The organism is Natronospirillum operosum, assembly GCF_004768465.1.
In the GTDB taxonomy this organism is placed as follows: domain Bacteria; phylum Pseudomonadota; class Gammaproteobacteria; order Pseudomonadales; family Natronospirillaceae; genus Natronospirillum; species Natronospirillum operosum.
In genome coordinates, this window is sequence record NZ_SRMF01000006.1 from 15,525 (window position 1) to 29,148 (window position 13,624).

Annotated in this window: 9 protein-coding genes; 2 read left to right on the top strand and 7 right to left on the bottom strand. The window is 62.5% G+C overall.

Features of this window, described 5'->3' with window-relative positions:
• Positions 1–2: 2 nt before the first annotated feature.
• From E4656_RS13955 to E4656_RS13980, 6 genes are all read right to left on the bottom strand, one after another.
• Positions 3–1,256: a sarcosine oxidase subunit beta family protein gene (locus E4656_RS13955; RefSeq protein WP_135483914.1), complete on the bottom strand. Its 1,254-nt coding sequence runs from the start codon at positions 1,254–1,256 to the stop codon at positions 3–5.
• A gap of 130 nt (positions 1,257–1,386) precedes the next feature.
• On the bottom strand, positions 1,387–1,629 hold the full coding sequence (locus tag E4656_RS13960; protein WP_135483915.1) for a formate dehydrogenase subunit delta: 243 nt from the start codon (positions 1,627–1,629) through the stop codon (positions 1,387–1,389).
• A complete protein-coding gene (gene fdhD / locus E4656_RS13965) occupies positions 1,626–2,498 on the bottom strand; it encodes a formate dehydrogenase accessory sulfurtransferase FdhD (protein ID WP_135483916.1) in 873 nt (290 codons plus the stop codon). Before fdhD ends, E4656_RS13960 begins: the two co-directional genes overlap by 4 nt.
• A complete protein-coding gene (gene fdhF / locus E4656_RS13970) occupies positions 2,491–5,379 on the bottom strand; it encodes a formate dehydrogenase subunit alpha (RefSeq protein ID WP_135483917.1) in 2,889 nt (962 codons plus the stop codon). Before fdhF ends, fdhD begins: the two co-directional genes overlap by 8 nt.
• A gap of 23 nt (positions 5,380–5,402) precedes the next feature.
• Positions 5,403–6,995, bottom strand: a complete 1,593-nt coding sequence (locus E4656_RS13975) for a formate dehydrogenase beta subunit (RefSeq protein ID WP_135483918.1) — start codon at positions 6,993–6,995, stop codon at positions 5,403–5,405.
• On the bottom strand, positions 6,988–7,548 hold the full coding sequence (locus tag E4656_RS13980; protein WP_135483919.1) for a formate dehydrogenase subunit gamma: 561 nt from the start codon (positions 7,546–7,548) through the stop codon (positions 6,988–6,990). Before E4656_RS13980 ends, E4656_RS13975 begins: the two co-directional genes overlap by 8 nt.
• 193 nt (positions 7,549–7,741) lie before the next feature.
• Between E4656_RS13980 and E4656_RS13985 the strand changes: the two genes are divergently transcribed.
• Both E4656_RS13985 and mgtE read left to right on the top strand, forming a co-directional pair.
• Entirely contained in the window at positions 7,742–9,550 is a 1,809-nt protein-coding gene (locus tag E4656_RS13985; protein WP_167856066.1) for a glycerophosphodiester phosphodiesterase family protein, read from the top strand.
• A gap of 472 nt (positions 9,551–10,022) precedes the next feature.
• Positions 10,023–11,381, top strand: coding sequence for a magnesium transporter (gene mgtE / locus E4656_RS13990; RefSeq protein ID WP_135483921.1), 1,359 nt, complete (start codon positions 10,023–10,025; stop codon positions 11,379–11,381).
• 416 nt (positions 11,382–11,797) lie between these two features.
• Here the strand turns inward: mgtE and E4656_RS13995 are convergent, their stop codons facing one another.
• Positions 11,798–13,504: an ABC-F family ATP-binding cassette domain-containing protein gene (locus E4656_RS13995; RefSeq protein ID WP_135483922.1), complete on the bottom strand. Its 1,707-nt coding sequence runs from the start codon at positions 13,502–13,504 to the stop codon at positions 11,798–11,800.
• Positions 13,505–13,624: the final 120 nt, after the last annotated feature.

Sequence of the window (13,624 nt, forward strand, 5' to 3'; positions counted from 1 at the left end):
TCCTAGTGCGCAACCCCGGCTGCGCCATGTTCGTCAATCAGCGCGCCGTCATGGAAACGGAACATGGAAAACGGCTTCGCCAGCTCACTGGCTTCACCGCGCGCCAGCATTTCCGCAAAGACATGGCCGGAGCCCGGTGTGGCCTTGAAGCCCCCCGTACCCCAGCCACAGTTGAAGAACAGATTCTCGACCGGCGTGGCTGAAATGATCGGGCAGGCGTCCGGGCAGGTATCGACAATGCCGCCCCACTGCCGGTTCATGCGTACCCGGCTGAAGATCGGGAACATCTCGACAATGGCCTGTACCGTATGCTCGATGGTGGGGTAGGAGCCGCGCTGTCCGTAACCGTTGTAGCCGTCAATCCCGGCACCGATGACCAGGTCGCCCTTGTCGGACTGGGAAATATAGCCATGCACCTGGTTGGACATGACAACGGTATCCAGCACCGGCTTGATGGGTTCCGAGACCAGCGCCTGCAGCGGGTGCGACTCGATAGGCAGCCGGAAACCGGCCATCTGCGCCAGCACACCCGAGTTGCCGGCCACCACACAGCCGACCTTGCCCGCCTTGATGGTGCCATGCTGGCGGGTTTCCACACCGGTCACGGTGCCGTCCTCTATCAGCAGATCAGTGACTTCACACTGCTGCAGCATGTCCACGCCCAGGGCATCAGCCGCCCGGGCATAGCCCCAGGCCACGGCATCGTGCCGGGCCACGCCGGCGCGCGGCTGCCAGGACGAACCGAGCACCGGATAACGGGCATTGGGCGAGCAGTCCATGATGGGTACCAGGTCCTGCACCTGCTGCGTATCAAGTACTTCGCTGTCAATACCGTTCAGACGGTTGGCGCTGACCCGACGCTGAATATCACGCATGTCCTGCAACGTATGCCCCAGATTGAGCACGCCGCGCTGGGAAAACATGACATTGTAATTCAGTTCCTGCGACAGGCCTTCCCAGAGTTTGAGCGCATGCTCATAGAGATGGGCCGATTCATCCCACAGATAGTTGGAACGCACTATGGTGGTATTGCGGCCGGTATTGCCGCCGCCCAGATAGCCTTTCTCCAGCACGGCCACATTGGTAATGCCATGGACCTTCGCCAGATAGTAGGCGGTCGCCAGACCATGCCCGCCACCGCCAACAATTATGACGTCGTAGTGCGGTTTGGGTTTCGGGTTGCGCCACACGCGCTGCCAGTTTTCATGGTGGTTCAGGGCGTGTTTGAACAGCCCGAATCCGGAGTATTTCTGCATGCTGGACCCTCTTCCTAGTCGCGTCACCGATGGTAATCTGCAGGCTGGCCAACCATATGCTCGGTGACGACAGTGCGGGGTTGATTTGCGACATACCGTACAATGGCGCGGCAATGCTGAAAAGCGGCGCTCAGGAGGATTCCGTTTTTCGGGCCGCCTGCAGGGAACGCACCGCCTCCATTGCCACCGGATCCAGCCCTTCACCGCCCTGCTCCAGATGGGCGATGATGTCCTGCTTCATGGGCTTGGCCCAGAATTTTCGCACGTGGTTCAGCACCACCTCGGCCGACGCATTGTCATCGCCGTTGCAGGGGTTGTTGCGCGCAATCTGGTTGATCATCTTGATCAGTTGTTCGAGTCGGCCATGGCTCATGAAGAGGTTCCTCCGGCGGCAGCATGATAGACAACCTGACGCCCGGGCCGGGCAAAGGCAAGCAGGTTGAGATGGTTGCGCGCCGCCGTCTGAATGGCCAGTTGCGTGGCCCCGGATACCGCCACCAGGCTCGGCAAACCGGCCCGCACACACTTGTAGGCCAGTTCATAGCTGGCCCGGCTGGAGACCAGCACAAAGCCGTCCAGGTCCCGCTGCGGACCGTCATCGCCCTGCATCAGGGCGCCGATCAGCTTGTCGAGCGCGTTGTGACGCCCCACATCTTCGCGGCTGAGCACGATATCACCGGCAGCGCTGCACCAGGCGGCAGCATGGCAGGCTCCGGTTTGCTGCTGTATACGCTGGCGAGCCGGCAGGTTGTGCAGCGCCTGTTCCACAGCAGCCGCTGCCGGCAAACCACGGGGCACCAACTGTGACAGAGGCTGCATCACTGCCTGCAGCGAATCTTTGCCACAGAGACCGCAACCGGTGGGGCCCGCCATGTGCCGGTGCTGCCGTTTCAGGCGATCCAGCCGGGCACCGTGAATATGCAAGTCCAACGTAAAACCGTTGTCGACATCGCCACTGACATCAATGGCGAAGATATCCGCCACCCCGTCCACAATGCCTTCACTGAGGCTGAAACCCCGGGCCAGGTCTTCCAGATCCAGCGGCGTGGCCATCATGACGGCATGGCTGATACCGTTGTAGGACAGTGCCACCGGGCACTCCTCGGCCACCTCGTCCTGCAGCACCTGCTCGCGCTCGCCAAGGCGCTCGCGAGCGGCAACGGACTGCAGGCCGCTCTGTGGCCGCCCCGCCTCGTCGGCAGGGCGCCGGCCTGCCTGGGTCAGGGCAGCGAACTCAGGCATCGCTGGCCTGTTCCAGATACTGCCACTGCCGGCGACCGAAGGTCTGATGGCGCTGCTGCCAGCTTGAAGGCTCGGTGACCTTCTCCACCTGCACCGCTGTCACCTTGTACTCGGGGCAGTTGGTTGCCCAGTCCGAGTTGTCGGTGGTGATCACATTGGCCCCGCTGCCGGGATGGTGGAAGGTGGTATAGATCACGCCCGGCTGCATGCGCTCGCTGATGCGGGCCCGCAGCACCGTATCACCGGCGCGGCTGGTGATGCCGACCCAGTCGCCGGCGCTGATGCCGCGTTCCTCGGCATCATGAGGGTGCAGTTCCAGCACATCCTCGTCATGCCAGACCTGGTTGTCGGTACGGCGGGTCTGGGCACCGACATTGTACTGGCTGAGAATGCGGCCCGTGGTCAGCAGCAGCGGGAAGCGCCGGTTGGTGCGCTCTTCCGTCTCCACAAACTCGGTCAGACCAAAACGCCCCAGCCCGATCGGGAAGCTGTCTTCGTGCATGGTCGGCGTACCGTCCGGATGCGCCTCGTTGCACGGCCACTGAATGCTTCCCAGCCGCTCGAGCTTGTCGTAACTGACGCCGGTAAAGGTGGGTGCCAGCTGTGCGATTTCGTCCATGATCTCGGACGGGTGACTGTAGTGCATCGGATACCCGAGGGCATTGGCCAGGTCCTGAGTCACCTCCCAGTCTTCCTTGCCGGCCACGGGGGCCATCACCTTGCGCACGCGGTTGATACGGCGCTCGGCATTGGTAAAGGTGCCGTTCTTTTCCAGGAAGGTGGAACCCGGCAGCAGCACATGGGCAAACTTGGCGGTCTCGTTGAGGAAGATATCCTGCACGATCAGGCATTCCAGAGAGGTGAGCGCCTGCTCCACATGCTGGGTGTTGGGGTCCGATTGGGCAATGTCCTCGCCCTGCACATAGAGCGCCTTGAAACTGCCGTCAATGGCGGCGTCGAACATGTTGGGAATGCGCAGGCCCGGCTCCGGGTCGATATCAACCCCCCAGGCTGCACTGAAGCGCGCCCGCACTTCCGGCACACCCACATGCTGATAGCCTGGCAGTTCGTGCGGGAAGGAGCCCATGTCACAGGAGCCCTGCACATTGTTCTGGCCGCGCAGCGGGTTCACGCCCACGCCCTCGCGACCGATATTGCCGGTGGCCATGGCCAGATTGGCAATGCCGATCACCATGGTGGAGCCCTGGCTGTGCTCGGTCACACCCAGGCCATAGTAGATGGCACCGTTGCCGGCCTCGCCATACAGGCGTGCGGCCTGACGAATGCTGTCGGCGGGCACACCGGTGATGGTTTCCATGTGTTCGGGCGAGTTCTTTTCCAGCAGGATGAACTCGCGCCACTGCCGATAGGCCTCCGGATCACAGCGGCGGCTGACAAAGTCTTCGTCTTCCAACCCTTCGCTGACCACCACATGGGCCATGGCATTGATCAGGGCCACATTGGTGCCCGGGCGCAGCGGCAGGTGAATGCCTTCGCCCATATGCGGTGTTTTCAGCAGATCGATATGGCGCGGATCGGCCACAATCAGGCTGGCACCCTGGCGCAGGCGCTTGCGCAGCCGGGAGGCAAACACCGGGTGGGCATCGGTCGGGTTGGCACCGATGACCACGATCACATCGGATTTCATGACCGAATCAAAGGTCTGGGTACCGGCGGATTCACCCAGGGTGGTTTTCAGGCCATAGCCGGTCGGTGAATGGCAGACCCGGGCACAGGTGTCGGTATTGTTGTTGCCGAAGGCAGCCCGCACCAGCTTCTGCACCAGATAGGTTTCTTCGTTGGTGCAGCGCGAAGAGGTAATGCCACCCACACTGTCGCGACCGTGCCGGGTCTGAATGTCCCTGATGCGATCGGCAGTGAACTGGATGGCCTCCTCCCAACTGACGGCGCGCCAGGGCAGGTCGATACTGTCGCGGATCATGGGTTCGCGCAGACGGTCCTTGTGGGTGGCATAGCCGAAGGCGAAACGCCCCTTCACGCAGCTGTGGCCATGGTTGGCATCACCGCCTTTCCAGGGGGTCATCCGCACCAGCTTATCGCCCTTCATTTCGGCCTCGAACGAACAGCCCACGCCACAGTAGGCACAGGTGGTGACCACGCTGTGGTCAGGCTGGCCCTCGTCGATGATGCTCTTTTCCATCAGCGTCGAAGTCGGGCAGGCCTGCACGCAGGCACCGCAGGAGACGCATTCCGAATCCATGAAGGGCTCGTCCTGCCCGGCCGCCACCTTGGAATCAAAGCCGCGACCGTCGATGGTCAGCGCAAAGGTGCCCTGCACTTCTTCACAGGCCCTGACACAGCGCGAACAGACAATGCACTTGCTGGGATCGAAACTGAAATAGGGGTTGGAGTGGTCCTTTTCCGCCTGCAGATGATTCTCGCCGCTGAAGCCGTAGCGCACCTCGCGCAGGCCCACGGCGCCGGCCATGTCCTGCAGTTCGCAGTCACCGTTGGCCGGGCAGGTCAGGCAGTCCAAGGGGTGGTCGGAAATATACAGCTCCATGACATTGCGGCGCAGCTTCGCCAGAGCTGCGTTCTGCGTGGTCACGGCCATGCCTTCGGCCACCGGTGTGGTGCAGGAGGCCGGCATGCCGCGCCGCCCGTCGATCTGCACCGCACAGAGGCGACAGGAGCCGAAGGCCTCGAGGTTGTCGCTGGCACAGAGCTTGGGAATATTGATACCGGCCAGAGCAGCCGCGCGCAGTACCGAGGTGCCCTCGGGCACGGTGACAGCCACACCGTCAATATCGAGACTGACCTGCACGTCCGAGTCGACAGCGGGTGTACCGTAATCCCGGGTCCAGTCAATCGCGCTGCCGGCGCCGGTGTGTTCGGTTTTCGGGTCAAAGTAGTTCAACATAACGTATACCCCCTGGCGCCCTTTCAGGCGGCGCCTGCGGATGATTCAGGAGTGACCCCGAAGGCGTCCGGAAAGTGCTCGACGGCACTGCGGACCGGATTCGGCGTCATGCCCCCCATGGCGCAAAGTGACCCAAACTCCATCGTATCACAGAGTTCTGCCAGCAGGTCCAGTTGGGCGGCTCGGTTGTCGTCGGCAATGATGCGGTCGATCACCTCGACGCCGCGCACGGAACCGATGCGACAGGGCGTGCACTTGCCACAGGACTCGACCATGCAGAATTCCATCGCAAAGCGGGCCTGCTGGGCCATATCGACCGTATCATCAAATACCACGACGCCGCCGTGCCCGAGCACGGCTCCCGCCTCGGCAAAAGCCTCATAATCCAGTGATGTATCCCATTGCGCTGCGGGCAGATAGGCACCCAGCGGGCCGCCGACCTGAATGGCCTGCATGGGCCTGCCACTGCGGGTGCCGCCACCAAAGTCCTCTACCAGCTCACGCAGGGTCGGCCCGAAGGCCAGTTCCACCAGTCCCCCGCGCTCGATATTGCCCGCCAGTTGGAACGGCATGGTGCCCAGCGAACGGCCCTGACCATGGTTGGCGTAGGCCTGCCCGCCCTGATCGATGATCCAGGGCACTGCAGCCAGCGTCAGCACATTGTTGACCACGGTCGGCTGGCCAAAAGCTCCTTTCAGGGCCGGCAGCGGTGGTTTGGCCCGCACCATGCCGCGCTTGCCTTCCAGGCTGTCCAGCAGCGAGGTTTCCTCGCCACAGATGTAGGCGCCGGCGCCCAGTCTGACTTCCAACTGAAAGTCGCGCCCCGAGCCCTGCATATCGGCGCCGAGCCAGCCGGCCTGCTCGGCACGCGTGATGGCTTCCTGCAGCACCTGATGCGCCAGCGGATACTCCGAGCGCAGGTAGATGAAACCATAGTCGGCTCCCACCGCCAGACCGGCAATGATCATGCCTTCAATCAGCATGTAGGGGTCGGCTTCCATGACCAGGCGGTCGGCAAAGGTGCCGGAGTCACCCTCATCGGCATTGCACACTATGAACTTGCGCCCGCTCTGGGGATTGCCCGGGTTGTCTGCCGGGGCGTCCAGCACCGTCTGCCATTTGATGCCGGCCGGAAAGGCGGCACCTCCGCGTCCACGCAGGCCCGAGGCCTTGACTTCATCCACCAGCGCCTGCGGCGTCATGGACAGTGCCTTTTTCAGCCCAACAAAGCCGCCGTGGGTGCGATAGTCCTCGATTGATAGCGGGTCCGTCACCCCGGCACGGGCAAAGGTGAGCCGCTGCTGGCGGCGCAGCCAGGGGATGTCATCAACGGGGCCCAGGTACAGCGGGTGCTCCGTGGTGCCTGCAAGCAACCCTGCGGCCAGCAGATCCGGCAGTTGCTCGGGCGTAACCGGCCCATAGGCCAGCCGGCCCTGCTCGGTCTCGACTTCCAGCAGCGGCTCCAGCCAGAAGGCACCACGCGAGCCGTTGCGGACCAGGCGACAGTCCGGACTGTGCATGGCCAGATGCCGGCCCAACTGCTGTGCAATGGCCTCTGCGCCCAGTGAACAGGCCGTGGTGTCACGGGGGACATAGACGGTGTGCACTTCAGCCATGGTCGACCTCCCGGCTGACAGCCAACAGCCCCTGTATATTAACCGGCTCATGCTGAGCCCGTTCGATCAGTGCCTGCAGGGATGCCGCGCTGACCCGACCATGAACTGTATCGTCGAGACGCACAGAGGGACCGGTGGCACAATTGCCCAGACAGTACACAGGCTCCAGGGTAAACCGCCCGTCTGCCGTGGTCTGATGCCAGTCCACCTGCAGCAGGTCGCGGGCGGCCTGCTCCAGCGCCCTGCCATCCTGCGCCTGGCAGGCCTCGGCACGGCAGATCTGCAGTCGATGCTGACCGCCAGGGGTGGTGTGGAAATCCGGGTAGAAGCTGACCACCCCATGCACCTCGGCGCGGGTCAGCGTCAGCGCCTCGGCAATCAGGCCTATGGCCGCATCGGGAATATGCCCTTCACTGTGCTGGACACCGTGCAGAATGGGCAGCAGGGGCCCGGGACGCGCCCTGTAAGTGTCGACGAGGTGCCCTATGGTCGCGCGCAACCGGTCATGGCCGCTGCCTGCTGCTGATGGCGCCCCTGAGGTCGGTTCGGTCATGATGTCTGACTGCCTGCAGTTGTCGTTATACTTGTGGTGACTTGCCCACACAGAACACTAGCTTAAAGTGGCCGTCGGTGCATCATGAGTCACTGTACGACAGGCCACTGTCTGGAAGCGACAGTGGACAGTCCAATCGACGCACCTGGCTGCCGACGCTAATATGAGCGGGCGTTCTGAAAGGAGTCAACTGATGACCTACCACCCCAGCCTGCTGCTGGCTGTGTTCGGCAATCTGCAGGCACGCTGGCGTTCACTGCTGGTGCTGCACCTGTTCTTCGCCGGCCTTGGGGTGGCGGCCTTCCTGCCACTGAGCACCTGGATGGCCACCCGCCTGCTGAGTGTCACCGGCGCTTCGGCTGTCAGCAATGACGACCTGCTGACCTTCGCCTTCATGCCCGGCGCCTGGCTGCTGGCCCTGTGCGCCGGCAGTCTGGCACTGACCCTGGTATTCGTGCAGTCGGCAGGCATTCTGATGTCACTGGAGGTCCATGGCCGCAATCGCTATCAGGCTGCCACCTCGGCGTTGCTGTCGGTACTGCAGCGGCTGCCGTCCATACTGGCGCTGGCGTGCCTGCAGGTGGGTGCCCACCTGCTGATTGCACTGCCTTTCCTGTTGCTGATCGGCGGGCTCGGCTGGTTCCTGCTGGCCGACTACGACCCCTACTATCTGGTCAACGAGTGGCCGCCGGCCATGCAACTGTTCACGGCCGGGGCCGGTGTGCTGCTGCTCGGCATGATCATGGGCAATGGCGCGCTCTACCTGCGCTGGGTACTGGCCCTGCCCGCCCTGCTGTTCGAACAGGTCACGCCCTGGGCCGCTCTGGGTCGCAGCCAGAGACTGACCCGCGGCTATCGCAGTCGCATTGCGCTGCTGATTCTGGCCAGCGCCCTGATCACGCTGGCCATGCCACCCCTGTTTTCGCTGCTCTACCGGCAGGGCGTAGCGCTGACACTGGACTGGATTCCCACCGTGCAGGGCCTGGTTATCAGCTACATGCTGCTGGTCATTCTGGGCTATCTGGTGCTGGTCGCTGTGCTCACCTTCATCGGGGTTTCGTTCAACAGCCTGCTGATCCGGCAGCTTTATCTGCGGGCCTGTGGCCTGCGTCGTACTCATGCGCCCAGGCCGGCCAGCCGGCTCAGCGGCTGGCTAAGCTGGGGCGCGGAGGCCGCCGTCCTGCTGCTGGCACTGGCGCAGGCCGGCTGGATTCTGCATGGCTTTTTGCATCTGGAAGACGAGGTCACCATCACGGCTCACCGGGGCAGCTCCATCAATGCGCCGGAAAATACCCTGGCGGCCATCGAACTGGCCATACAGGAAGGCGCCGACTATGTGGAGATCGATGTGCGGCAGACCGCAGACGGCGCCCTGGTCCTGCTGCATGACCGCGACCTGCGACGGCTGGGCGGCGGCAGCCGACCCATCTGGCAACTGACGCTGGAGGAAGTGCGGGCGATCGACGCCGGCAGCTGGCACGACCCGGCTTTCGCCGCTGAACGCATACCGACTCTGGAAGAGGTCATCCACACCGTGCGCGGCCGCGCGCAGCTGTATCTGGAAATCAAGCCCAGTGCACAGACACCGGATCTCGCTGCGGATGTGATCAACCTGCTGCAGGCCGAGAACATGCTGGACCAGACGCTGCTGGCCGGCCTCAGCCGCACCACCCTGGCCTCCATTGCCGACCTGGCTCCGGACTCCCGACGCGCCCTGTTCGTGCATTCGGTTGTCGGCACACCCGACTACAGTGGCCTGCATGCAGTGGGCAAGCGCGCGGCCATTGTCGATCGGGGTGCGGTCTCCCGGGCCCGTCGGGGCGGTTATCAACTGCATGTGTGGACCGTCAACGACCGCGATCAGATGTCACGCTTTATCGACCTTGGAGTGGACAGCATCATTACCGACCGACCGGATGTACTGGCCGATTTGCTGGCCGAGCGTGCGGCCTTGTCCGATGCAGAACTACTGCTGCTCAAGCTGGCCAACTGGCTGCGCTGAAAGAAGAGTGCCGTCAGCCTTTGCGAACTGTTGAACATACGGCATCAATCAAGTGAGAGTAGTTCGTATTGACCCTTTGCACCCAGCAACTATACTGCCCGCCGTTATCAGCAGAACAGGACACCTCCAGTGGACTCCAGTAGTTGCAGGCGATCAAACGCCAGACAACAGGATGCAGTTCGCGCGCAGGTTGACCGATAAAGCAGACTCTCTTCTTCGACGCCCAGCGTCTTCCGCTTTAACGACTCACCTGCCGCCGACTGCCAAGCATCAGCGGAAGGTGAGCCGATCATCACCGGGAACAGGTTCAAGCCAAAACGCCTTGGCAGGCATTTTGTTTTTGAGCCATGCCCAACTGTTCTGCACTGACTACTGTGTCTGTGCGGTGCAGGGCGACAACGAATTGGCCCCTTCCTGAATCATAATGGCCACTCTGCTCTGCAGAGGGCCGGAATGCACAAGGAATATCATCATGAGCAATACCGAACACGACAACACACCCGTACAGCATGTGCTGAATGACCTCATTGCCCAGGAATTGTGGGAAGAAGTGCCGGCGCAACTCGACGAAATGCATGTGCAGGACATCGCTACGGTTCTGGATGATCAGGACAACGATACTGCCGTGCGGATTCTCAAGTTGCTGGCAGAGGAGCGCCAGCTTGAAGTCTTCTCCTATCTAAAAGAGGAAAACCAGTACGCTGTGCTGGATGCGATGGACAATGCCATCAGCCGCAAGCTGCTGCAGAGCCTGTCTTCGGATGACCTGACCAGACTGCTCGAAGCACTGAAGCCGGAACAGTCGGAGCCGCTGCTCAAGCTGCTGACTTCGAAAGAGGTCAAGGCGGCGCTGAAGATTCTGGGCTACCCGGAGCAGAGTGCCGGACGTCTGATGAACACCGAGTTTGTCACCATCCGGCCTGACTGGACGGTGCGCGAAGTCTTGCAGCATGTGCGCAGTCAGGACAGCTCCGAGGAAACCATCAACACCCTGTACATTACCGATGAACAGGGCCACCTGCTGGGTACGGCAGGCATCAAGCGCATGGTGCTGTCCGACCCGGACACCCCGGTGGAAACCATGATCTCGAGCCCGCTGGTCAGTGTGCAGGCCAGCGATGACCGGGAAGAAGCGGTGCACCAGATTCAGCACTACGACATCAATGCACTGCCGGTGCTGAGCAAGCAAGGCATCCTGCTGGGTGTGGTGACTGTCGATGACGTCATGGACGTGATCGAGGAAGAAGCCACGGAAGACTTCCACAAGATGGGCGGTACCAGCACGCTCAACCTCAGCCTGCGTGATGCGCGGCCGTCGCTCCTGTATCGCAAGCGTGTCGGCTGGCTGGTGCTGCTGGTGTTCATGAACATCTTCGGCGGGGCGGGTATCGCCTACTTCGAGGAGACCATCGAGGCGGTGATTGCGCTGGTCTTCTTCCTGCCGCTGATTGTGGACTCCGGCGGTAACGCCGGTTCGCAGTCTGCCACGCTGATGGTACGTGCTCTGGCCACCGGTGATGTCAGGTCGAAAGACTGGCTGCGCCTCTGGGGCAAGGAGCTGGGCGTGGCGATTGCGCTGGGCATTACCATGGGCCTCGCGGTCTGGGGCCTGGGTATCTGGCGCGGCGGCCCGGAAGTGGGCCTGGTGGTCGCGATGGCGATGGTCTGTGTAGTGACCTTCGGCAGCATGGTGGGCATGGTCCTGCCGTTCGTGCTGGCCCGCATGAAGTTCGACCCGGCCACAGCGAGTGCGCCGCTGATCACGTCCATCGCGGATATCTGCGGTATTCTGATCTACTTCTCGATCGCCACTGCCGTGCTGACGATCTGATCGCACTGCAATCTGAAAAGGGCGCCTGCGGGCGCCCTTTTTGTTGGCCAACGTTTTAACAAAATCGGATAGCGCCGGTTGCGACGGAGGGCAGGAGACTCCCCGGGGACCGCTGTGAATACATCCCTGTACGCTACGGTTCGGCCGTCCCTGGCCTCAACGTTCCCCGGGGAGCCTCCTGCCCTCCTGCTCGCACCTGCCGAGGCAACATCCGACAAACATTCACCCTATTGTTTCGGCAGACTGGTGAGATCGTCAGGGTTCGAAGGTTGAAGCCGTCCGGAAGCGGCCGCAGGAGCCTCGTGCTGGGTGCAGGCACTGTGAGACCGTCTGCGGCCAGGGATGGCCGCAGTCGAGCTGTCATGGATGACGTTTTTGCGTGTCCCACAGACCTGCACCCAGCGGAGGCCACACCTCTACAAGCGTTGCCAAAGCGCACTCAGTTCCTGCTCCCAGCGCGCCTGCCGGTCTGGTTTCTGGTGCTTCGGCTTGCGCGCGCGGTCCTGGGCCAGTCGTGTTTCGAGCTCGTCGATGCGCGCCAGCAGCGTCTCGTCATCCAGAGCATCAATGCTTTCCCGGATTGACTGAGTTTCGCCGGGCTGAGCCGACACCGTCGATTCCAGAGACTGATAGAAGCCCTCCGGCCCGGTCACTTCCTGCAGCCGGCCTGCGTTGATCCACCACCAGCGTGTCGCCACCGCTTCCATGAAATGCTGATCGTGGCTGGTCATCAACACCGTTATGTCACTGTTCACCAGCGCTTCGATCAGTTCGGCCCGGCCGTCGAGATCAATGTGATTGGTCGGTTCATCCAGCACCAGCACATTGGGCCGCTGCAGCCGAAACAGCGCGAATACCAGGCGGGCCTTTTCACCGCCGCTGAGCTGTTCGACCGGCTCATCAAAGCGCTCATAAGGCACGCCACTGTGCAACAGGGTCTGGCGGATGGCGTCGTCAGGGCCCGCCACCTGTTCGCGCAGCCAGTCGAAGCGACCCAGACCCCGGTTCAGTTCGGCCAATTGCTGTTCGTAGTAGCCCAACGTCACGCGCGGGTTCCAGCGAATGGGGCCATCCTCATGGTTCAGCGCGTCAATGATGCGCTGCAGAGTTGTAGATTTGCCGACCCCGTTGATGCCCAGCAAGGCCACTCGATCACCCGGGCGCAGGTTCAGGAACTCGCACTGCACCAGCGTTCGGCCTGTGGCGGGCACGGTAACGGTCAGGTCCTCCAGCACCAGCACCTGACGGGCGGTCAGCCCGGTTTCCGGTAACGCCAGAGAGAGCCCGCTGCCCTGACTGACAAAGGTGTAGTCGGCCCTGAGCCTGTCCGCCCGTTTGGCCATGGTTTTCGCCTTGCGCGACAGATCCTCGTTGTCGAAGGTATGGCCCCAGTGCGCCAGGCGTTTGGCAGAGGCCTCGATGCGGGCGACTTCCTTTTCTTCCTCGGCGCGGCGCGCTGCGGCCTGCTCATCGGCGTGGGCCAGCGCTGCTCGGGCACGGTCGAACGGCAGCTCGAAGCGGTACACCGTCCGGTCCCGCAGGATCCAGGTCTGACGACACACGGCATTGAGCAAATGCCGGTCGTGCGAGACCAGCACCCAGGGTTGATGCAACTGGGTCAGCCAGCGGCGCAATCGGGTCAGGCTGAGGATGTCCATGTGGTTGCCCGGTTCATCCAGCAGCAGAACATCCGGGTCAACCAGGATCGCCCGTGCCATCAGCAGCAGGTTTTGCTGGCCGCCGCTGAGTTCGGCCACCGGGATGTCGAATTGGCTGATTTCGAAGCCCAGCTTGTGCAACTCGGCTTCGGCCCGGTAGGCCTCCAGCTCACGTCGGGCTTCGGGCAGGGCCAGCTCGGCAGCTTCCCGCAAGGTACGCGCCAGCAGGGCTTCGGGGACAAACTGGTCCACCATGGCCACGACAACGTTGCGTTGGCTGCGGCGTTCGCCGTCATCCGGTGCCAGTTCACCCTGCAACAGTTTCAACAGGGAAGACTTGCCGGAACCATTGTGTCCGACCAGACCGATGCGGTCGCCGAGGTTCAGATGCAGGGTCAGATCGACAAACAGGGGGTGTGCACCCAGGTTCAGGGAAACCTGGGCGAGAGATAGCAATGCACTCATGTCAACGTCCTTCAGACTCTATATATCAGGTCCGGACGCCGAAGGAGGTGAGGCGTATAGGGGTCAGCTCAGTCGACGTCCACTCAGTGGCGGGAGGACGTCAGGCCTGCTTCCGAGGGG

What these genes read in the sequence shown, in the direction of transcription:
- E4656_RS13955 (WP_135483914.1), bottom strand. Translation starts at nt 1,256, where the DNA reads ATGCAGAAATACTCCGGATTCGGGCTGTTCAAACACGCCCTGAACCAC.
- E4656_RS13960 (WP_135483915.1), bottom strand. Translation starts at nt 1,629, where the DNA reads ATGAGCCATGGCCGACTCGAACAACTGATCAAGATGATCAACCAGATT.
- fdhD (WP_135483916.1), bottom strand. Translation starts at nt 2,498, where the DNA reads ATGCCTGAGTTCGCTGCCCTGACCCAGGCAGGCCGGCGCCCTGCCGAC.
- fdhF (WP_135483917.1), bottom strand. Translation starts at nt 5,379, where the DNA reads ATGTTGAACTACTTTGACCCGAAAACCGAACACACCGGCGCCGGCAGC.
- E4656_RS13975 (WP_135483918.1), bottom strand. Translation starts at nt 6,995, where the DNA reads ATGGCTGAAGTGCACACCGTCTATGTCCCCCGTGACACCACGGCCTGT.
- E4656_RS13980 (WP_135483919.1), bottom strand. Translation starts at nt 7,548, where the DNA reads ATGACCGAACCGACCTCAGGGGCGCCATCAGCAGCAGGCAGCGGCCAT.
- E4656_RS13985 (WP_167856066.1), top strand. Translation starts at nt 7,742, where the DNA reads ATGACCTACCACCCCAGCCTGCTGCTGGCTGTGTTCGGCAATCTGCAG.
- mgtE (WP_135483921.1), top strand. Translation starts at nt 10,023, where the DNA reads ATGAGCAATACCGAACACGACAACACACCCGTACAGCATGTGCTGAAT.
- E4656_RS13995 (WP_135483922.1), bottom strand. Translation starts at nt 13,504, where the DNA reads ATGAGTGCATTGCTATCTCTCGCCCAGGTTTCCCTGAACCTGGGTGCA.